General features: G+C 67.4%; 18 protein-coding genes. 2 read left to right on the top strand and 16 right to left on the bottom strand.

The annotated features are described in order from the left end of the window. Positions 1 to 25: 25 nt before the first annotated feature. Both AC1M14_RS01720 and dapD read left to right on the top strand, forming a co-directional pair. Positions 26 to 1,156 carry a M20 family metallopeptidase gene (locus AC1M14_RS01720; protein ID WP_479730838.1) on the top strand — a complete coding sequence of 377 codons (1,131 nt, stop codon included), beginning with the start codon at positions 26 to 28 and terminating at the stop codon, positions 1,154 to 1,156. 80 nt (positions 1,157 to 1,236) lie between these two features. Further along, a complete protein-coding gene (dapD, locus tag AC1M14_RS01715) occupies positions 1,237 to 2,220 on the top strand; it encodes a 2,3,4,5-tetrahydropyridine-2,6-dicarboxylate N-succinyltransferase (protein ID WP_111826093.1) in 984 nt (327 codons plus the stop codon). A 9-nt stretch (positions 2,221 to 2,229) separates the two neighbouring features. Here the strand turns inward: dapD and AC1M14_RS01710 are convergent, their stop codons facing one another. The 16 genes from AC1M14_RS01710 to AC1M14_RS01635 all read right to left on the bottom strand — a co-directional run bounded on the left by AC1M14_RS01710 (position 2,230) and on the right by AC1M14_RS01635 (position 20,358). Beyond that, positions 2,230 to 3,069 carry a class II glutamine amidotransferase gene (locus AC1M14_RS01710; RefSeq protein WP_102773208.1) on the bottom strand — a complete coding sequence of 280 codons (840 nt, stop codon included), beginning with the start codon at positions 3,067 to 3,069 and terminating at the stop codon, positions 2,230 to 2,232. Positions 3,070 to 3,153: 84 nt separating this feature from the next. After that, positions 3,154 to 5,217 carry a UvrD-helicase domain-containing protein gene (locus tag AC1M14_RS01705; RefSeq protein WP_102773207.1) on the bottom strand — a complete coding sequence of 688 codons (2,064 nt, stop codon included), beginning with the start codon at positions 5,215 to 5,217 and terminating at the stop codon, positions 3,154 to 3,156. Positions 5,218 to 5,313: 96 nt separating this feature from the next. Further along, on the bottom strand, positions 5,314 to 7,401 hold the full coding sequence (locus AC1M14_RS01700) for a primosomal protein N' (RefSeq protein ID WP_111826094.1): 2,088 nt from the start codon (positions 7,399 to 7,401) through the stop codon (positions 5,314 to 5,316). Positions 7,402 to 7,693: 292 nt separating this feature from the next. Next, entirely contained in the window at positions 7,694 to 8,767 is a 1,074-nt protein-coding gene (gene hemE / locus AC1M14_RS01695; protein ID WP_102773205.1) for a uroporphyrinogen decarboxylase, read from the bottom strand. A gap of 115 nt (positions 8,768 to 8,882) precedes the next feature. Beyond that, positions 8,883 to 9,701, bottom strand: coding sequence for a helix-turn-helix domain-containing protein (locus AC1M14_RS01690; protein WP_479731775.1), 819 nt, complete (start codon positions 9,699 to 9,701; stop codon positions 8,883 to 8,885). A 318-nt stretch (positions 9,702 to 10,019) separates the two neighbouring features. Continuing rightward, the gene (locus tag AC1M14_RS01685) at positions 10,020 to 10,445 is read right to left on the bottom strand and encodes a F0F1 ATP synthase subunit epsilon (protein WP_043543081.1); all 426 of its coding nucleotides are present in this window, start codon (positions 10,443 to 10,445) and stop codon (positions 10,020 to 10,022) included. Positions 10,446 to 10,454: 9 nt separating this feature from the next. After that, positions 10,455 to 11,855, bottom strand: coding sequence for a F0F1 ATP synthase subunit beta (gene atpD / locus AC1M14_RS01680; protein ID WP_102773204.1), 1,401 nt, complete (start codon positions 11,853 to 11,855; stop codon positions 10,455 to 10,457). Positions 11,856 to 11,892: 37 nt separating this feature from the next. After that, complete coding sequence (gene atpG / locus AC1M14_RS01675; RefSeq protein ID WP_102773203.1) at positions 11,893 to 12,798, bottom strand: F0F1 ATP synthase subunit gamma; 906 nt, start codon at positions 12,796 to 12,798, stop codon at positions 11,893 to 11,895. Positions 12,799 to 12,896: 98 nt separating this feature from the next. Beyond that, entirely contained in the window at positions 12,897 to 14,438 is a 1,542-nt protein-coding gene (gene atpA, locus AC1M14_RS01670) for a F0F1 ATP synthase subunit alpha (RefSeq protein ID WP_102773202.1), read from the bottom strand. Between the two features lie 28 nt (positions 14,439 to 14,466). Beyond that, complete coding sequence (locus tag AC1M14_RS01665) at positions 14,467 to 15,006, bottom strand: F0F1 ATP synthase subunit delta (RefSeq protein ID WP_102773201.1); 540 nt, start codon at positions 15,004 to 15,006, stop codon at positions 14,467 to 14,469. Between the two features lie 12 nt (positions 15,007 to 15,018). Then, the gene (locus AC1M14_RS01660) at positions 15,019 to 15,489 is read right to left on the bottom strand and encodes a F0F1 ATP synthase subunit B (RefSeq protein WP_013391129.1); all 471 of its coding nucleotides are present in this window, start codon (positions 15,487 to 15,489) and stop codon (positions 15,019 to 15,021) included. Positions 15,490 to 15,632: 143 nt separating this feature from the next. Next, complete coding sequence (gene atpE / locus AC1M14_RS01655; RefSeq protein WP_003815363.1) at positions 15,633 to 15,875, bottom strand: F0F1 ATP synthase subunit C; 243 nt, start codon at positions 15,873 to 15,875, stop codon at positions 15,633 to 15,635. A gap of 119 nt (positions 15,876 to 15,994) precedes the next feature. Then, positions 15,995 to 16,876, bottom strand: coding sequence for a F0F1 ATP synthase subunit A (gene atpB / locus AC1M14_RS01650; RefSeq protein ID WP_102773200.1), 882 nt, complete (start codon positions 16,874 to 16,876; stop codon positions 15,995 to 15,997). Positions 16,877 to 16,960: 84 nt separating this feature from the next. Continuing rightward, on the bottom strand, positions 16,961 to 17,398 hold the full coding sequence (locus AC1M14_RS01645) for an ATP synthase subunit I (RefSeq protein ID WP_102773199.1): 438 nt from the start codon (positions 17,396 to 17,398) through the stop codon (positions 16,961 to 16,963). A gap of 385 nt (positions 17,399 to 17,783) precedes the next feature. Next, a complete protein-coding gene (locus AC1M14_RS01640; RefSeq protein ID WP_102773198.1) occupies positions 17,784 to 19,319 on the bottom strand; it encodes a DUF1254 domain-containing protein in 1,536 nt (511 codons plus the stop codon). Positions 19,320 to 19,581: 262 nt separating this feature from the next. Beyond that, entirely contained in the window at positions 19,582 to 20,358 is a 777-nt protein-coding gene (locus AC1M14_RS01635; protein ID WP_102773197.1) for an enoyl-CoA hydratase, read from the bottom strand. Positions 20,359 to 20,368 lie beyond the last annotated feature (10 nt).

Here is a 20,368-nt window from a genome sequence, read left to right as displayed (position 1 = left end):
CCCTTAGCCCGAATCCGATACCGCCATGTCCACCCCCCCCAGCACCGAACAGATCGTCGCCGGCATCCAGAGCTGGCTGCAATGCGAATCGCCCTCGAATTTTCCCGAAGGCATCGCCGCGATGGGGCGCATCATCGCCGACTACGCCGCGGCCGCCGGCCTGACGGTGGAGCTGTCGTCCCTGGGCCCGGCCACCGGCCCGCTGCTGTACGTCACCAACCGCGCCCCCGGCGACAGCCGCCCCGGCATCCTGATCCTGGCCCACATGGACACCGTCCACCCGGTCGGCACGCTGCTGGAGAACCCGGTGCGCATCGAGGGCGACCGCCTCTACGGCCCCGGCGGCTACGACATGAAGGCCGGCATCTACCTGGCGCTGTCGGCCCTGGCCGGCCTGGCGCAGCCCGACGCGACCCGGCTGCCCGTGGACATGCTGGTGGTGCCGGACGAGGAAACCGGCAGCCATGCCTCGCGCCCGCACATCGAGCGCTTCGCCGCCAACGCCAAGTACGCGCTGGTGTGCGAGCCGGCCCGCGCCAACGGCGGCAAGTGCGTCACGGCGCGCAAGGGCACCGGCATGCTCAACCTGAACGTCAAGGGCCGTCCGGCGCACGCCGGCATGAACCACGACAAGGGCCGCAGCGCCATCCGCGAAATGGCGCACCAGGTGCTGGCGCTGGAAGCCATGACCGATTATGAGCGCGGCATCACCGTCAGCGTGGGCACCATCGCCGGCGGCACCGTGACCAACACCGTGCCGGCGCAGTGCCGCTGCGTGGTGGACTTCCGCGTGCCCGACATGGGCGCCGCCGAGGACGTGCTGCGCCGCATGCGCGAACTGTGCGCGGTGGGCCCGGACGTGGAGCTGGACATCGACGTGGAGCTGAACCGCCCGCCGATGGTCAAGACCGAGGCCGCGGCCCAGCTGCTGGCGCTGGTGCAGGGCTACGCCGAGCGCGCCGGCTTCCTGCTGGAAGACGCCCCCATGACCGGCGGCGGCAGCGACGCCAACTTCACCTCCGCCATGGGCATCCCCACGCTCGACGGCCTGGGCGCCGACGGCGACGGCGCGCATACCCTGAACGAATACGTGCTGGTCTCGACGCTGGAACAACGCCAGAAGTTCTGGCAGCTGCTGCTCAAAGAACTGGTCTGAGAGGGCGCGCGCGGCCTCGGGGGACGCGGGCGTTTTGTCCTAGAATTTACCCCCCGAGACCGCGCCCCGCCCTTCTGATCATGTCCGACTCCCACACGCCCCTCAGCGCCATCGCCTATGGCGTCGCCACGCTGGCCGCCGACGGCAGCATCCTGGACACCTGGTATCCCCGCCCCTCGCTGGCCGAAGGTGCGCCCGCCACCGGCACCCGCCACCTGAGCCCCGAAGAGGCGCGCGCCGCCCTTGGCGAACACGTGCCCACGGCGCTGGTGCGCGACACCCGCCGCAAGGTGGACATCGTGGCCGTGCGCACCGCCATCGCCTCGCTGGACGAGCCGCCGGTCGACGCGCACGACGCCTATCTGCGCCTGCACCTGCTCAGCCACCGGCTGATCCGCCCGCACGACGCCAACCTCGACGGCCTGTTCAACGTGCTGTCCAACGTGGCCTGGACCTCGGCCGGCCCCTGCGCGGTCGACCAGGTCGACGCGCTGCGCTGGCACCTGCGCGCCTCGGGGCAGGTGCTGGAGATCCGCGGCGTGGACAAGATTCCGCGCATGACCGACTACGTCGTGCCCGGCGGCGTGCGCATCGCCGACACCGCGCGCGTGCGGCTGGGCGCGCACCTGTCGCCCGGCACCACGGTGCTGCATGAAGGCTTCTGCAATTTCAACGCCGGCACGCTGGGCGCCTCGATGGTCGAGGGCCGCATCAGCGCCGGCGTCATCGTCGACGACGGCAGCGATATCGGCGGCGGCGCTTCCATCATGGGCACCATGTCCGGCGGCGGCAAACAGGTGGTGTCCATCGGCAAGCGCTGCCTGCTGGGCGCGAATTCGGGCATCGGCATTTCGCTGGGCGACGACTGCGTGGTCGAGGCCGGCTGCTACATCACCGCCGGCACCCGCGTGCTGACGCCGGAAGGCGCGGTGGTCAAGGCCACGTCGCTGGCGGGCCAGCACGGCCTGCTGTTTCGCCGCAACTCGCAGACCGGCGCGGTCGAGTCGCTGGTGCGCACCGCCGCCTGGGGCACGCTGAACCCGGCCCTGCATACCGGCCACTGAGCGGCCCGCCTACCGCCCCGGCGGCACCGGCGCGAACGGATGATGAGTCACGCTGCCGCGGCCGGCGATGATGGCCGTGGCCTCGGGCACTTCTTCCCAGGCGCCGGGCATTTCGGTCAGGGGCTCGGACAGCAGCAGGAAAGCATCGTCGTCCAGGGCCGCGATCTGCGCGTTGTCGGGGTACAGCTCGCGCAGGTGGCGCACGCAGGTGTTGTGGAACAGCGTGCGCGAATCGCCCTCGCTGGAATAGCGCACCGCGATCAGGCGCTGGCCGTCCAGCGCGCAGACCGTCATGTTGATCGGCTGCGCCACGCCGTGCCGCCTGCCGGTCTCTTCCACCGCGCCCACCATGCGCGCCAGGCCCAGTACCGGGTCTTCCTCCAGGCCGAAGCTGAGCGCCAGCAGGAACATCACTTCCGAATCGGTGGAGCCTTCCAGCGAGCCGAAATACGCCGGCGCGATCATCAGCATCAGGTCGCGCCGTAGCAGCGGGTAATCGCGGATGACGCCGTTGTGCACGAACAGCCACTGCCCGTGGCGAAACGGATGGCAGTTGGTTTCCTGGGCCGGGGTGTCGGTGGCCGCGCGGATGTGGGCGACGAACAGCGGCGCATGGATGGCGCGCGCCGCCTCGCGCAGATTGCGGTCGTTCCAGGCCGGATGCACGCTGCGGTAACGGAACGGCGGCTCCGGCGCGCGGCCATACCAGCCCAGGCCGAATCCGTCGCCATTGGTGGTGGTGGCGCCCATGCGCGCATGCAGGCTCTGGTCGATGAGGGAGTGCCGGGCCTTGAACAGCACGCTCTCCATCTGGATGGGACTACCGGTATAGGCTAGCCAACGGCACATGGCGCGCTCCTTGTCTGTGGCGGGCGACCCCGCGCGGTCCAGTGTAGGAGCAGCCGGCGCGCTTGTCCAAGGCGCCCGGACGGCCTATTTCTTCAGCAGCGCCTTGAGCATGGCCATGCGCTCTTTCGGGTTCATGGCGGCCGTGGCCTCGTCCTCCTGGATGCGCACGTCGCCCAGGCCCATCTCCTCGATGAAGCGCGAGGGCTCGCGCACCAGGTCCTCGCGCGCGCGGCGGCGGCGCTTGCACCAGCTCAGGTTCAGGCTGCGCTGCGCGCGCGTGATGCCCACGTACATCAGCCGCCGCTCTTCCTGGATGCGGGTGGCCAGGTTCTCGGCGGCGCGCGCCGGGTCGCCGACCTCGTCGTCCTTGCCCAGGTGCGGCAGCAGGCCTTCTTCGACGCCGGCCAGGTATACGTGCGGATACTCCAGCCCCTTGGAGGCGTGCAGCGTGGACATCTTCACCGCGTCGGGCTCTTCCTCTTCGCCGCGCTCGAGCATGGTGACCAGCGCCACGTGCTGCACCAGGTCGAACAGCGTCATGTCGTCTTCCTCGGCCTTGCGCTTGAGCCAGCCGGTCAGCTCCTGCACGTTCTGCCAGCGCGTCTGCGCGGGCCGTTCCTCGAAGAGTTCGTACAGGTGGCGTTCGTACTGGATCGCCTCCAGCAGGTCATCCAGGATCACGCCGGCGGGCTCGGCCGGCGCGGCGTCCCCGGCCGTGGCCGCGCCGCGCCCGGCGCGCCACTGCATGCGGCGGATGAATTCGGCGAAGGTGCGCAGCGGCTCCAGCTGGCGCGGCGCCAGCAGGCTTTCCAGCCCGGTCTCGGCCACCGCCGCCAGCAGCGACAGTTCGCGGCTGGCGGCGTACTGGCCCAGCACCTGCAAGGTGGCCTGGCCGATGCCCCGCTTGGGCGTGGTGGCCGCGCGGATGAAGGCGGGATCGTCATCGTCGTTGGCCAGCAGCCGCAGATAGGCCAGCACGTCGCGCACTTCGGCCTTGTCGAAAAAGCTCTGGCCGCCGGAGATGGTGTACGGAATCTTCAGGTTGCGCAGCGCCTGCTCCAGGATGCGCGACTGGTGGTTGCTGCGGTACAGGATGGCGAAATCCTTCCACTGCGCCTGGCGCTCGAAGCGCGCCGCCGACACCTTCATCGCGATCGATTCGGCCTCGTGCTCCTCGCCGTCCATGGCCGACACCAGGATCGGCTCGCCCACGCCCAGCTCGGACCACAGCTTTTTTTCGAACAGCTTGGGATTCTTTTCGATCACCTGGTTGGCGGCGGCCAGGATGCGCTGGACCGAGCGGTAGTTCTGCTCCAGCTTGATGAGCTTGATGTTGGGATAGTCGGTCGTCAGCTTGGCCAGGTTCTCGATGGTGGCGCCGCGCCAGGCGTAGATGGCCTGGTCGTCGTCGCCCACCGCCGTGAACATGGCGCGCGGCCCGGTCAGCAGTTGCACCAGGCGGTACTGGCACACGTTGGTGTCCTGGTACTCGTCCACCAGCAGGTAGCGCACGCGGTTCTGCCAGCGGGTGCGCACCTCTTCGTTATTGGCCAGCAGCTGGGCCGGGATGCGGATCAGGTCGTCGAAGTCCACCGCCTGGTAGGCCGCCAGCGTGGCCGCGTAGCTGCGGTACACGTTGGCCGCCTCCACGTCGCCCGGCGTGATGGCCTCGCGCGCGGCGTCGTCCGGCTCCATCAGCGCGTTCTTCCACAGCGAGATGATGCCCTGCACGTGGCGCAGCCGCGCCTTGTCGGTGGTGCCCAGCAGTTCCTGGATGATGGCCATGGCGTCGTCGGCGTCCAGGATGGAGAACGTGGGCTTCAGGCCGGCGTTGCGCGCTTCCTCGCGCAGCATCTTCACGCCCAGCGAGTGGAAGGTGCTGATGATCAGCCCCTTGGAAAGCTTGCGGTCCACCAGCGTCTTGACGCGCTCGTCCATCTCGCGCGCGGCCTTGTTGGTGAAGGTCAGCGCCACCACGTTGCGGCCCATGTAGCCGCATTCGCGCAGCAGGTAGGCGATCTTCTGCGTGATCACCCGGGTCTTGCCGCTGCCGGCGCCGGCCAGCACCAGGCAGGGGCCGTCCAGGTACAGCACCGCCTCCCTCTGGGCGGGATTCATGCCTAGGCCTATGGGTTCGCTTGCGGACATTTGGATCGTGGAGTCGTGCGGCGCGGCGCGGCGACGCCGGCGCGAAAGAGGACAAAGATCATAGAACAATCGGGCGGCGGGCGCTTGGCCCGGCCCTCAGATCTCCAGGGGGTCGACTTCCAGCTGCCAGCGCACGCGCGCCTCGTTGGCGAGATAAGGCAGGTGGTGCGACCAGGATGCCAGGAAGGCCTGCAGGGCCGGACGGCTGCTGCTTTCGACCAGCAGCTGGGCGCGTTCGATATTGGCCACGCGCACCACCCGCAGCGGCACGGGGTCGTACAGCATGATGGCGTCCAGGCCCGGAAAGTCCGCCGCCCATTCGCCTTCGGGCAGGGCGCGCGCGCGTTCCAGGAAATCCTTGGCCACCTTCAGCTCGCGCGCCTCGGCGGTCAGCAGCGCCTGGTAGACGTAGGGCGGCAGGCCGGTGCTTTCGCGCTCGCGCAGCGCGTGGCGGGCGAAACCCGCGTAGTCGTGGCGCAGCAGCGCCTGGTAGACCGGCTGCTCGGGGTAGCCGGTCTGGATCAGCACCTCGCCGTTGCCCTGGTGGCGCCCGGCCCGGCCGGCCACCTGCATCAGCTGCGCGAACAGGCGCTCCGGCGCGCGGAAATCGTGCGCGAACAGCATGGAGTCGGCGTTCAGCACGCCCACCAGCCCCAGCCGCGCGAAATCGTGGCCCTTGGCCACCATCTGCGTGCCCACCAGGATGTCCACCTCGCCGGCGTGGACCGAGGCGAACAGCGCCTCGGCGCTGCCCTTCCTGCGCGTGCTGTCGGCGTCGATGCGCAGGATGCGGGCCTCGGGGAACAGCTCGGCCAGGTGTTCCTCCACGCGCTGGGTGCCGCGCCCCATCGGCGCCAGGTCCTGGTCGCCGCATTCGGGGCAGGCGCGCGGCACCGGGGCCTGATAGCCGCAATGGTGGCATTGCAGGCGGTGGCCGCGGCCCTCGGTGCGGTGCAGCACGGTGAACGCGGTGCAGCGCGGGCAATTGCTGACCCAGGCGCAGGACTGGCAATGCAGCACCGGCGAATAACCGCGACGGTTCAGGAAGATCAGCGACTGCTCTTTGCGCTCCAGGCGCTGGCCGATGGCGTCGAGCAGTTGCGGCGACATGCCTTGCTTGAGCTGCAGCCGCCGCGTGTCCACCAGCCGCACCGTCGGCAGGCTGCTGGCGCGCGCCCGGCCCGGCAGGCTCAGGCGCAGGTAGCGGCCGCGCTCGGCGTGCTGCCAGGTCTCCAGCGACGGCGTGGCCGAGCCCAGCACCACCGGGATGCCGAGGTCGTGGGCGCGCCACACGGCCAGGTCGCGCGCCGAATAGCGCAGGCCGTCCTGCTGCTTGTAGGAGGCGTCGTGCTCTTCGTCCACCACGATCAGGCCCAGCTCGCCCATGGGCGCGAAGACCGACATGCGCGTGCCCAGCAACATGCGCGCCTGGCCGCGCTGGGCGCGGGTCCAGGCCTGCAGGCGCTCGCCGTCGGACAGGCCGCTGTGCATGACGGCCAGCCCGTCCGGCCCCACCAGCGCCTCCAGGCGCGCGCGCAGCGCGCCCTCGAGCTGCGGGGTCAGGTTGATTTCGGGCACCATCAGCAGCACCTGGCGGCCGGCGGCCAGCACGCGCTCGGCGGCGCGCAGGTACACCTCGGTCTTGCCGCTGCCGGTCACGCCGTGCAGCAGCACCGGCTTGAATCCGTCCAGCGCGGCGATGGCCTCGACCGCGCCCTGCTGGGCCTCGTTGAGCGCCGGCGGCTCGTCGGCCGCGGCCGGGGCTCGCACGGCCTTGCGCTTGCGCCCGTCCAGCCTGGCCACCGGCCCGCCGGCCGAGCGCTTGCCCTGGTACGCGGTGGGCTTGCGCAGCGGCGGCGGCAACGTGGGCAGCATCACTTCGCCCAGCGGCCGCTGGTAATAATCCGCGGCGAAGCGCGCCAGCCGCAGCCAGGCCTCGTCGAACGGCGGCAGATCGTCCAGGACCGCCTCGATCGGCCGTATCTGCTTGGGGTCGTAGGACGGCTCGGCCGGGTTGTCCACAACCACGCCGATGAGCTTGCGGCGGCCGAACGGCACGATCACCCGCAGGCCCACCGTCACCGGCGCGTCGCTGCGGTAGTCGAAAGGACCGGGCAGGGGCACGTCCAGCGCCACCCGCACCCAGGCAGGCGGGGAAACCAAGGTGGCCTGCGCTTCAGACATGGAGGATCGGACTGTGCATAAGGGAGGATGACCCCGCCCGACGCGCTCCCGGCCTGTCCCCGCCTGTGGATAACTTTGGGGAAAAGGCTGGAGCAAGGTCGGAAATTGGAAAAAGCCTGGATTTCGTGAACCTGTGAATTCCTGTCAAAAATCCACGATTCACCTGAAAAAACAATGACTTGTACAATATTTCAAGATTGTAAACTAGCTTCTAAAGGGTTTTCCCCGAGAGCAATCTTGCTGTGCACAAGTGCGCGCTGCTCCGGCCCTGAGGGCCGAAGCGTTCACTCACTTACCCCCTCAGCGAGCGGCTGTGGCTGTGGACTTCATCGACCAATTCGGCTACGGCTTCCGGCGGAGTGAAGCGCGAAATGCCGTGGCCCAGGTTGAAGACGTGGCCGCCCTTGCCCACCGGGCCGAAGGCGTCCAGCACGCGGCGCGCTTCGGCGCGGATGGCCTGCGCGCCGCCGAACAGGGCCATCGGGTCCAGGTTGCCCTGGAAGGCGACGGCGTCGCCGGTGCGGCGGCGGGCGGCCGCCAGGTCGACGGTCCAGTCCAGGCCCACGGCGTCGCAGCCACAGGCCGCGATGTCCTCCAGCCACTGGCCGCCGCCCTTGGTGAAGACGATGACCGGCACCCGCCGGCCTTCGTTTTCGCGCTTGAGGCCGGCCACGACCTTGCGCGTGTAGGCCAGCGAGAATTGCTGGAACAGGCCGTCGGCCAGCACCCCGCCCCAGCTGTCGAACAGCATCACGGCCTGCGCGCCGGCGGCGATCTGCGCGTTCAGGTATTGCAGCGTGGCTTCGGCGTTGATCTCGAGGATGCGGTGCAGCAGGTCGGGACGCGCGTACAGCATGGTCTTGATCAGGCGGTAATCGTCGCTGCCCTGGCCTTCGACCATGTAGCAGGCGATGGTCCAGGGGCTGCCGGCAAAGCCGATCAGCGGCACCTTGCCGTCCAGTTCGCGCCGGATCACGCCGACCGCGTCGAACACGTAGCGCAGCCGCTCCATGTCGGGCACGGCCAGGCGCGCCACGTCTTCCTCGGTGCGCACCGGGCGGGCAAAGCGCGGGCCCTCGCCTTCGGCGAAGTCCAGGCCCAGGCCCATGGCGTGCGGCACCGTCAGGATGTCGGAGAACAGGATGGCCGCGTCCAGGTCGAAACGCGCCAGCGGCTGCAGCGTGACCTCGGCGGCATAGTCCGGATTCTGAGCGAGGCCCATGAAGGAACCTGCGCGCGCGCGGGTCTCGCGGTATTCGGGCAGGTAGCGTCCGGCCTGGCGCATCAGCCAGATCGGGGTGTAGGGCACGGGCTCGCGCAGCAGCGAGCGCAAGAACACATCGTTCTTCAAGACGGGAGCAGACACGACTATCCTCGATGATCGGAAGCCGTGATTTTACTTCCCCCCGGGCAGCCGGGCGCCGCCGCCTTCAGCGGCCGGCTTGCCCGCGCGCAAGCGCGCGCGCATGACGCGCCAGGAACTAGTCCCGATGCGCCTGCGCGGCCTGCCGGTAGGGCGCGGCCTCGATGCCGTGCTTGCGCATCAGGGCCCAGAACGCGCGCCGGTGCTTGCTGCACGCGCGCGCCGCCTGCGCCACGTTGCCGCCGTGGCGCGACAGGGCGTGGCGGATGTAGTCGCGCTCGAAGCCGTCCACCACACGCGCCTTGGCGGCGCGGAACGGTTCCAGCGCGCCGCGGTGCGCGTGATGGCGCGCCCCGGCCCAGCCGTGCTCGGCCGGCGCGCCCGACGGCCGCTGGCGGGCTGCGCCCGGCCGGCAGCGGCCCGCGGCGGCGGCAGACGCCGCGCCATAGGCCGCGGCGGGTTCGCGCAGCGCATCGCGCCCCGCCGCCGGCCTGGCCAGGCGGCCCAGGCGCACGCGCAGGCTTTCCAGGCACACCGGCTGGGTCATGAAATCCCAGGCGCCCAGGCTGAGCAGATCTTCGATGGCCGGCGCCTTGACCTCGTGGACCAGCAGGAGCAGCGGCGTATTCAAGGCCGCGCGCGCCTGTTGCAGCGCCATGCGGGTCCAGGCCAGCGTCGCGGGCGCCACCGGCAGGATGCAGACGTCGTAGCGCGTGAGCGCCACCGCCATGCGCGCCAGCGCAAGCACGTCGGGACCTTCGGGAACCGCCACGGCCAGGGCCGGGGGATGAGGATGCGCCGCGACGGGCGCGTAGCGCAGCGCGGTCAGCGACACCGGATGCAGCCGCAGGCGCGTGGCGCGCACCGGATGGCGCTCTACCCAGCCGCGCATCGCGGCCTCGTGGCCTGGGGCCAGCAGCACCCCGCAATCCAGCACGTCCCGCACGCCGCCTCCCTGGTTTGATTCGACTTGACCGAAGGCTACCGAAGCCGGCCGGGCGCGGCTATTCGTATTGAACGCAATGGGGGAGGTGGACGCTGGGGAGAGGACGATTGGGGCGTAGGATGGGTGCAGCGCGAGAATTCTTAAGCAAGAACCCTGATGCTGAACGCGCGAAACCCATCCTACATTCAACACACGCCATCCACCACGCGCCGTTCAACAGGCCCCATTCAACGACGACAACCAACCGAGCGTCGGATAAAAAAAGCGGCCCCGAAGGGCCGCCTTTTACGCGCGGAGCATTACTGCCGCTTAGTGCGAACGGCCGCCTTGGCGCAGCTTGCGCGCCGCGATGGCTTGCGCAGCCAGCATGGCGAGCTCGGCTTCGACGACGGCGATGTCCGCCTTGTCCTTGGCGTTGGCCAGGGCCTCTTCGGCCTTCTGGCGCGCTTCCAGGGCGCGGGCTTCGTCCAGGTCGGCGGCGCGGATGGCCGTATCGGCCAGAACCGTCACGCTGCCCGGTTGCACTTCCAGAATGCCCCCGGCGACGAAGACGTTTTCCTCGCCCTGGTCGGCACGAACGATCTTGACCGTGCCGGGGCGGATGCGCGAAATCAGCGGGGTGTGGCCGGGCAGAATGCCCAGTTCACCCGACTCGCCAGGCAGGACCACGAACTTCGCCTCACCGGAGAAGATCGCTTCCTCTGCGCTGACCACATCGACATGCAGGGTAGCCATAGTGGATCCTTATTGCAGTTTCTTGGCCTTCTCGAAGGCCTCGTCAATCGTGCCGACCATGTAGAAGGCCTGCTCGGGCAGCGAATCGCATTCGCCGTTGACGATCATCTTGAAGCCGCGGATGGTTTCGGCCAGCGGCACGTACTTGCCCGGCGAACCCGTGAACACTTCGGCCACGTGGAACGGCTGCGACAGGAAACGCTGGATCTTACGGGCGCGGGCCACGGCCTGCTTGTCTTCCGGCGACAGTTCGTCCATGCCCAGAATCGCGATGATGTCGCGCAGTTCCTTGTAGCGCTGCAGCGTCTGCTGCACGCCACGGGCCACGGCGTAGTGCTCTTCGCCCACGACTTGCGGGTCGAGCTGGCGGCTGGACGAATCCAGCGGGTCCACGGCCGGGTAGATACCCAGGGCGGCGATGTCACGCGACAGCACGACGGTGGAGTCCAAGTGCTGGAAGGTGGTGGCGGGCGACGGGTCGGTCAAGTCGTCGGCAGGCACGTACACGGCCTGGATCGAGGTGATCGAGCCGGTCTTGGTCGAGGTGATGCGCTCTTGCAGCACGCCCATTTCCTCGGCCAGCGTGGGCTGGTAGCCCACCGCCGACGGCATACGGCCCAGCAGCGCGGACACTTCGGTGCCGGCCAGGGTGTAGCGGTAGATGTTGTCGACGAAGAACAGGATGTCGCGGCCTTCGTCGCGGAACTTCTCGGCCATCGTCAGGCCGGTCAGCGCCACGCGCAGACGGTTGCCCGGCGGTTCGTTCATCTGACCGAACACCATGGCCACCTTGTCCAGAACGTTCGACTCTTCCATTTCGTGGTAGAAGTCGTTGCCTTCGCGGGTACGCTCGCCCACGCCGGCGAACACCGACAAGCCGCTGTGCTGCTTGGCGATGTTGTTGATCAGTTCCATCATGTTGACGGTCTTGCCCACGCCGGCGCCGCCGAACAGGCCGACCTTACCGCCCTTGGCGAACGGGCAGACCAGGTCGATAACCTTGATGCCGGTTTCCAGCAGTTCCACCGAGGGCGACAGTTCGTCGAACTTCGGGGCGGACTGGTGAATGGCGCGCTTTTCGTCGGACTGGATGGGACCGGCTTCGTCGATGGGACGGCCCAGCACGTCCATGATGCGGCCCAGGGTGCCGTGACCGACGGGCACCGAGATCGGCGCGCCGGTGCGGGCCACGGCCATGCCGCGGCGCAGGCCGTCGCTCGAACCCAGGGCGATGGTGCGCACCACGCCGTCGCCGAGCTGCTGTTGCACTTCCAGCGTCAGACCCTTTTCGGCGAACGAGGAACCCTCGTCGGCCAGGGTGAGCGCTTCGTAGATCTTGGGCATTTCATCGCGGGGGAACTGAATGTCCACCACGGCGCCGATGCACTGAACGATGGTTCCGTTGCTCATGTCGATTCCTTGATATTTTGACGGGATACTGCCCGGCTTACACCGCGGCAGCGCCCCCTACGATTTCCGAAATTTCCTTGGTGATCGCGGCCTGGCGGGTCTTGTTGTAGACCAGCTGCAGGTCGCCGATGACCTTCTTCGCGTTGTCCGACGCCGCCTTCATGGCGACCATACGAGCGGACTGTTCCGAGGCCATGTTCTCGGCCACGGCCTGGTACAGAAGGCCTTCGACGTAGCGCTGCAGCAGATCGTCGATCACGCTCTTGGCGTCCGGTTCGTAGATGTAGTCCCAGCTGTAGTCGGACTTGATCTCGGCCGTCGGTTCCAGAGATTGCGCGCCCGACTGGAACGGGTCGTCCAAACCGGAGGCCAGCGGCAGCAGGCGCAGGAACACCGGCTCCTGCTTCATCGTGTTGATGAAGCGCGTGGTCGCCACGTAGAGCGCGTCGATGCGGCCTTCGAGGTAGTCGTCCAGCTGGACCTTGATGGCGCCCAGCAGGCGGTCCAGGTCGGGCTTGTCGCCGAGCTGCACTTCCTGCGACACCAGCTTGGCGCCGATACGGGTCAACAGGCCGAGGCCCTTGTTGCCGAATGCGGTCGCCTGCGCCTTGATGCCCTTGGCCTCGAATTCCTTGAGGCGCGACAGCGTCAGACGGCTGATGTTGGTGTTCAGGCCGCCGCACAGGCCCTTGTCGGTCGTGACCAGCACCACGCCCACCGACTTGACTTCACGTTCCTGAAGGTAGGGGTGGTTGTATTCCGGGTTGGCCTGCATCAGATGCGCGGCGATCTCGCGCACCTTGGTGGCGTACGGACGGCCCGCGCGCATCCGCTCCTGCGCCTTGCGCATCTTGGATGCGGCGACCATTTCCATCGCCTTGGTGATCTTGCGCGTGTTCTGCACGCTCTTGATCTTGGTTCGGATTTCCTTGATTCCGGGCATTGCGCTTTCCTGTTGAGACGGCTGGCGGGCTCGGCTTCACGCCGCTCCCGCCCTACCGTAGGATGGGCTCGCGCCCATCGACTACGCCAGACCTTGCCTTAAAAAGCACCGTGCTTCTTGAAATCCTGGAGCGCGGCGGCCAGTTCGGCGTCGTCGTCCTTGGACAGTTCCTTGGTGTCTTCGATGCGCTGGATCAGGGCGGCATGCTTGGCCTTGAGGTGGTCCTTGAAGGACTTCTCGAAGGACAGCACCTGGGCCACGTCCACGTCGTCGAGGTAGCCGTTGTTCACGGTGTACAGCGACACGGCCAGTTCCCACACCTGCAGCGGCTGGTATTGCGGCTGCTTGAGCAGTTCGACCACGCGCTTGCCGCGCTCGAGCTGGCGACGGGTGGCGTCGTCCAGGTCGGAGGCGAACTGCGCGAAGGCGGCCAGTTCACGGTACTGCGCCAGGTCGGTACGGATACCGCCGGACAGCTTCTTGATGACCTTGGTCTGGGCGGCGCCGCCGACGCGCGACACCGAGATACCGGCGTTGATGGCGGGGCGGATACCGGCGTTGAACAGGTCGGTTTCCAGGAAGATCTGGCCGTCGGTGATCGAGATCACGTTGGTCGGAACGAAGGCGGACACGTCGCCGGCCTGCGTTTCGATGATCGGCAGCGCGGTCAGCGAGCCGGTCTTGCCCTTGACGGCGCCGTTGGTGAACTTCTCGACGTACTCTTCGTTGACGCGAGCGGCGCGCTCCAGCAGGCGCGAGTGCAGGTAGAACACGTCGCCCGGGTAGGCTTCGCGGCCCGGCGGACGGCGCAGCAGCAGCGACACCTGGCGGTAGGCCCAGGCCTGCTTGGTCAGGTCGTCATAGATCACCAGGGCGTCTTCGCCGCGGTCGCGGAAGTATTCGCCCATCGTGCAGCCGGCGTAGGCGGCCAGGTACTGCATGGCGGCCGAGTCGGAAGCCGAGGCGGCCACGACGATGGTGTATTCCATGGCGCCGTGCTCTTCGAGCTTGCGCACCACGTTGTTGATGGTCGACGCCTTCTGGCCGATGGCGACGTACACGCAGGTGACGTTCTTGCCCTTCTGGCTGATGATGGTGTCGACGGCGACGGCGGTCTTGCCGGTCTGGCGGTCGCCGATGATCAGCTCGCGCTGGCCGCGGCCGATCGGCACCATGGCGTCGATAGCCTTGGTGCCGGTCTGCAGCGGCTGCGACACCGAGCGGCGGGCGATAACGCCGGGGGCCACTTTCTCGATGATGTCGGTTTCTTTGGCGTTGATCGGGCCCTTGCCGTCGATCGGCAGACCCAGCGTGTTGACCACGCGGCCGCGCAGCTCGGGGCCGACGGGCACTTCCAGAATGCGGCCGGTCGTCTTGACCTGGTCGCCTTCGGACACGCCGGTGTAGTCGCCCAGAATCACGGCGCCGACGGAGTCGCGCTCGAGGTTCAGTGCCAGACCGAAAACGTTGTTGGGGAACTCGAGCATTTCGCCCTGCATCACGTCGGACAGGCCGTGGATGCGGGTAATACCGTCGGTCACGGAGACGACGGTACCTTGGGTACGAACATCAGTCGAAGCGCCCAGGCCCTCGATGCGGCTCTTGAGCAGTTCGCTGATCTCGGAGGGATTGAGTTGCATATTGACTCCTGGAATCCTGTTAGTTGCCTTAAGCGGCGAGCTGGTCGCGCATGCGGGCCAATTGGGCTTGTACGGAAGTATCGAGCACCTGGTCCCCGACGGCCACGCGCACGCCGCCAATCAACGACGGGTCGACAGTGACGCTGGGCTTGAGCTTGAGGCCAAATTTTTGTTCGAGCGCGGCCACCAGTTCTTGGACCTGGGCGTCGCTCAGCTCGAACGCGCTGGTGATTTCCGCCTGCGCCGTGCCGTCGTGACGATTCCGCAGCGCCGCGAATTGCGTGGCGATGTCGGGCAGCAGCAACAGCCGGTCGTTCTCGACCAGCAGCGCGATGAAATTGCGGGCGGCTTGCGGCAGTTCGGCCTTGATCAGGCCGGTGAACAGCTCGACGCGCTGCTTGTCGCCCAGACGCGGATCGGCCATGGCCTCGCGCACGTCGGGGTTGGAGGCAACCTGCGACATTTCACCGACCAGGTCGGACCAGGCCGGCAAGCCGGCCTTGTCGTCGCACGCCGCGCTGAAGAGCGCCTCGGCGTAGGGCCGGGCAACAGTGGAAAGTTCAGCCATGGCGGTCCCGGATTAAAGCTGCGCGCGAAGCTGGTTGAGCAGCTCGGCGTGCGCGCGGGCGTCAACCTCGCGCTTGAGGATCTGTTCAGCACCCTTCACGGCCAGCGCTGCGACGTCGTCGCGCAGCAGGTCGCGGGCGCGCTGGACTTCCTGCGCGGCGTCCTGGGCAGCCTGGGCCACGATACGGGCGCGTTCGGCTTCCGCTTCGCGGCGGGCCTGCTCGATCAGGGAGGCGGCTTGCTTCTCGGCCTCGATGATGCGGGCGTGGTTTTCGGACTTGGCAGAAGCCTCGATCAGACTGACGCGCGCCTGGGCCTGGGCCAGATCGGCCTTGCCCTTCTCGGCGGCGGCCAGGCCGTCGGCGATTTTTTGGCGGCGCTCGTCCATCGCCTTCGTCAGAGGAGGCCACACGAATTTCATCGTGAACCAGCCCAGAACGAAGAACACGAGCATCTGGAAAATGATCGTCGCGTTCAGATTCACGGTCGTTCCTTTAACACCTTTCGGCTCCGGCTGCGCCCGGGACGGGGCTTACGGAGCACTCGATACTTTGCTGGGCGGCGATGCGCGGTAGTCCTGCACCGCCGCCAGCGTCATGACCCGCCTTTTCGCCGGCGGGCGGTGCCTTAGCCGACGAACGGATTGGCGAAGGCGAACAGCATGGCGATACCCACGCCGATCAGGAATGCCGCGTCGATCAGGCCAGCCAGCAGGAACATCTTCGTTTGCAGAGCGTTCATCAGCTCAGGCTGACGAGCCGAGGCTTCCAGATACTTGCCGCCCATCAGTGCGATGCCGATGCAAGCGCCGATAGCGCCCAGACCGATGATAAGACCGCAAGCGAGGGCAACGAAAGCGACGTTGGTCATGACAACTCCTTGGTTAGAAATCTGAAGTCAAAAAATTGAAAAATAAGGGGTACAGCTCAATGCAAGAAAATCTTGCTATCCCACGCTGGCCGGATGGCCAGCGCGGGAAATCCGGGGGATCAGTGGCCTTCGTGAGCCTGGCCGAGGTAAACCAGCGTCAGCATCATGAAGATGAAGGCCTGCAGCAGGACGATCAGGATGTGGAAGATCGCCCAGATCGAGCCGGCCAGGATATGGCCCAGGCCCAGGCCGATGCTGGCGCCGTTGAAGCCGGTCCAGGCGCCGCCCAGGAGGGCGATCAGCATGAAAATCAGTTCGCCGGCGAACATGTTGCCGAACAACCGCATGCCCAGCGACACGGACTTGGCGGCGTATTCGATCAGGTTCAGCAGCAGGTTGAACGGAGCCAGCAGCAGCGCGCCGATGCCGTGCGCGTGGAACGGCGCGGTGAACAGTTCCTTGACGAAGCCGCCCGGGTGCTTGATCTTGATGCCGTAATAGAACATCAGCAGCAGCACGCCCAGCGACATGCCCATCGGCACGTTCAGGTCGGCGGTCGGCAGAATGCGGTGGTAGTAGAGCGGGTCGCCGTGCTCGGCGCCCAGGCCGGTCAGGCGCCAGATCGAGGGCAGCAGGTCGACCGGCAGCAGGTCCAGCGCGTTCATCAGGACGATCCAGAGGAACACGGTCAGGGCCAGCGGGGCGATGAACAGGCGGCTCTTGGCATTGTGGACGATGCCCTTGGCCTGGTCGTCGACCATGTCGACGATCATTTCCACGAAAGCCTGGAAACGGCCCGGCACGCCGCTGGTGGCGCGGCGCGCGGCGCGCCACAGGAAGAAGACGACGATCAGACCCATCAGGCCGGACCAGAACAACGAGTCGTAATTGATGATGTCGAACTGAGCGATAGCGCTCTGTTTCTCGCCCGTATTGTTCAGATGCACCAGGTGGTGCTGAATATACGCAGACTGAGGCGACACGTCGCTGGCAGCAGCCATTTGAATCCTACCCTATTTGCTGTATGCCCGGCCCTTGCGAACCGGACGATTCCACGATTTCGTTTGCCGCAAACCTGCTCGGCGCTAAGACAACTTGCGGAACATCATAAGCAGGAGATAACCCTTCAATGTGAGTATCAAACCGAGCAGCGCGGCAGGCCATACGAGGCTGTCCTGCGCCACACGCGAAAGCAGCCACAACAGCAGCGCCGTTGCGAACAGCTTGATCAACTCACCAGAGAGAAAGGTAAAGGGACTGGCTTTACCGGCCCGAACGCTGACCGCCAGGCGCAATGCGAACAACGCATTGGGTATGAAATACGCTCCCGCCCCCGCCAGCGCCGACCAACCTGCCGCCGCCCCTCCGACAACCCCCGCAATTACCGCCGCTGCGAGCCCCATGGCGCCCTGCGCAGCCAGTGCCAACAAGAGCCCACGGCTCGCTTGAGCATTCAGCGCCGCGCGGTCCGCGTCGCTAAGTACCAGAACTTTTTCCGTGGCGCCCTGGTCCAACACTTCCATACCGTGGCTCCCAACCGGACCCTGCCGCATATTTTGCTGCATGGAGTTCTGTTGCATCAAACTTCCCCGCGTAAGCCGCAAAGCCCCGTAAGCCTTCTTGCTCCGTAAGCCTTCCTGCTCTCAATCTTGCTCTTGCCAGAACCGGCGCATTCGGCTTTTGGATATCGACGCGTATTTACGCCCAATACCCTCTCAACCAGCCGCCAAGTGTTCTTACCCCGCAAGCGTCAAACTCGCAGAGTATAGCTTGATTCTTTTTACCCGAGCAAATGAACTTTCGGCCGTTTGTAAGGTGTAAACAACGGTCGGCGCCGCCGTGAAAAGCGGGCGCCCGGCGCCCCCAGAGGAGACGCCGGGCGCTGTTCGCGGCCCTGCGCGGACGGGCTCAATCCTCCTTGACCGGCGGCGGCGCCCACTGGCCGTCCAGCGCGGTGTCCTGCGGCCAGTACAGGCGCATGCTGAGGAGGAACGGCGCGTCGGCCGCGGGGCTGGCGAGCCAGTTGGAGCGCTTGCGCTCGCCGGGGTCGCGCTGCTGGATGTAGATGTCCAGCGAGCCGTCGGCGTTGTACTTCAGGGCGTCGGTGCTGCGCAGCACGTAGCGGTTGGCGGGGTTGTCGGCAAAGCCGTGCTTGTCGTCGTAGACGTGCAGCGACCAGTACGCGTTGGCCGGCGGCAGCTGCCCCTTGTCGAAATGCAGCACGTAGTCCTCGTCGGAGTTCAGCGGCCGGCCCTTGGAGTCGACCATCGTCACCGGATACAGCACGTCTTCCGGCGTGGGCGCGCCCAGGCCGGCGTAGGCGATGGCGGCGCGGCGCGTGTAGTCCGTGCCGTAGGTGCCGATGCCCGACAGCACGGTGTTCCAGCCATTGAGCGGCGTGGCCAGGCGCGACACGTTGTCGGCGATGCGGCGCCCCGCCAGCGGCTGGGCGTCGGCCAGCGCCTGCTGCACGGCCGGGCTCAGGCTGCCGTAGGAGAACGGCCGCCGGCTGTCCAGCCCGATGCGGCGCATGCGGTCCAGCATCGGCGTGTCGTTGGCATGCGGCGGGTTGTTGCGCAGCAGGTCGAAGAACAGGCCGAAGAAGGCGGCGGCGTCCATGCTCGCGGCCTGCTCGGCCGGCGTGCCGGCCGGCAGCGCCGGCATGGGCGCGCGCAGCCCGCTGCCGATGGGCGCGGCGCCCACGCCGGGACCGGTCTGCGGATACACGCTGCCGTCGCCGCGCGCGCGGGTAGTGCGCGTCATGGGCACGGCCAGCGGATTGGCGGTCATGCCGGCCTGGATCTGGTTGACCGCCGCGTAGTCCTGCGGGCCGGCCGCCTGGGTCCAGCCGATCAGCCAGCCGGTGGCCGTCGGGCTGCGGATCACGTCCATGCCGGCCGGCGTCGCGCCCTGCCAGTCGGGGCCGACGATGACGAACGATTGCGCGCCGCGGCCGTTGGTGCGCGAGCCGCGCGAGGCGAACACGTCGCTCCACATGTCCAGCGCCGACAGCACCGAATAGCGTTCGCCCGTGGCCGGCAGGTTCACCACCAGCGGCGCCCGCGACACGTCGAACCACAGGCTGGAGTACAGCGCGTCGGCGCTGGGCCACGGCGTGTCCCCGGCGCGCGGGTCGGGATACGAGGCCTTGTGGCCGAACTGGTTCATCGGCGCCTTGCCGTCCAGCGGGCTCTGCACCGCCGTGGCCTGGCGGCGCGCCAGCTCCATCAGCACCATGGGATAGGCGTAGACGTAGGCGTCGATGGCGGTGTCGCGCAGCTCCTGCTCGCTCATCTGCGGCGCGGGCGCGGCCTGCGGGGTTTCGGAGACCAGCCGCAGCGTGGAGCGCGGCGCCTGAGCCTGGACGGCGGTGGCGAGGCCGGCGCTGAGCGCGCCGGCGAGAATTGCGGCGGACCACCGGCGGGTAGCGATAAATGTACGCATGCAAGGCTCCTTCTTGGTGTTGTTCGTTTGAAGGCGAGCCGCCGCGCGTGACAGGGAGCCAGTTCGGTCCAGCCTCCCTGGCGCGGCACCTCGAGATGACGCCCATCCAGGATATGACCGAACCCGGGGCCCAGGTGCTGACCAAGCGTTTCAAGGCGCAACGCTCGGAAAACGCGTGGTTCAAAATGCAAAAACGCGCCCGGGAGGGGCGCGTTTTTGCGTGCCGTTCGTGCGCGCCGCGGGGCGCGGCGCGTAACGGGGCTTAACGGTGCTTGAATTCCGGCTTGCGCTTTTCGGTGAAAGCGGCCATGCCTTCCTTCTGGTCTTCGGTCGAGAACAGCGAATGGAACACGCGGCGCTCGAACAGCAGCCCTTCGTTGAGCGAGCCTTCGAAGGCGCGGTTGACGCACTCCTTGGCCATCATCACCGACGGCAGCGACATGGAGGCAATGACGGTGGCCGCGTCCATGGCTTCTTCCATGAGCTTGTCGGCCGGCACCACGCGCGAGACCAGGCCGGCGCGCTCGGCTTCCTCGGCGCCCATCATGCGGGCGGTCAGCGCCAGGTCCATGGCCTTGGCCTTGCCCACCGCGCGCGGCAGGCGCTGGGTGCCGCCCGCGCCGGGGATCACGCCCAGCTTGATTTCGGGCTGGCCGAACTTGGCGCTGTCGGCGGCGATGATGATGTCGCACATCATGGCCAGTTCGCAGCCGCCGCCCAGGGCGTAGCCGGCCACCGCGGCGATCACCGGCTTGCGGATGCGCTTGAGCGTCTCCCAGTTGCGGGTGATGTATTCGCTGCCGTAGACGTCCATGTACGACCAGCTTTTCATCGCGCCGATGTCCGCGCCCGCGGCGAAGGCCTTTTCGCTGCCGGTGATGACCACCGCGCCGATGCCGGGATCGGCCTCGAAGGCCAGCAGCGCGGCGCCGAGCTCGTCCATCAGTTGATCGTTCAGCGCGTTCAGCGCCTTGGGACGGTTAAGCGTCAGCAGGCCGACGCGGCCCCGGGTTTCGACCAGTACAAACGACTCGCTCATCACATGTCTC

The sequence above is a fragment of the Achromobacter sp. SX5 genome, from assembly GCF_056711425.1.
This window is presented reverse-complemented; position numbering and strand designations above follow the sequence as displayed.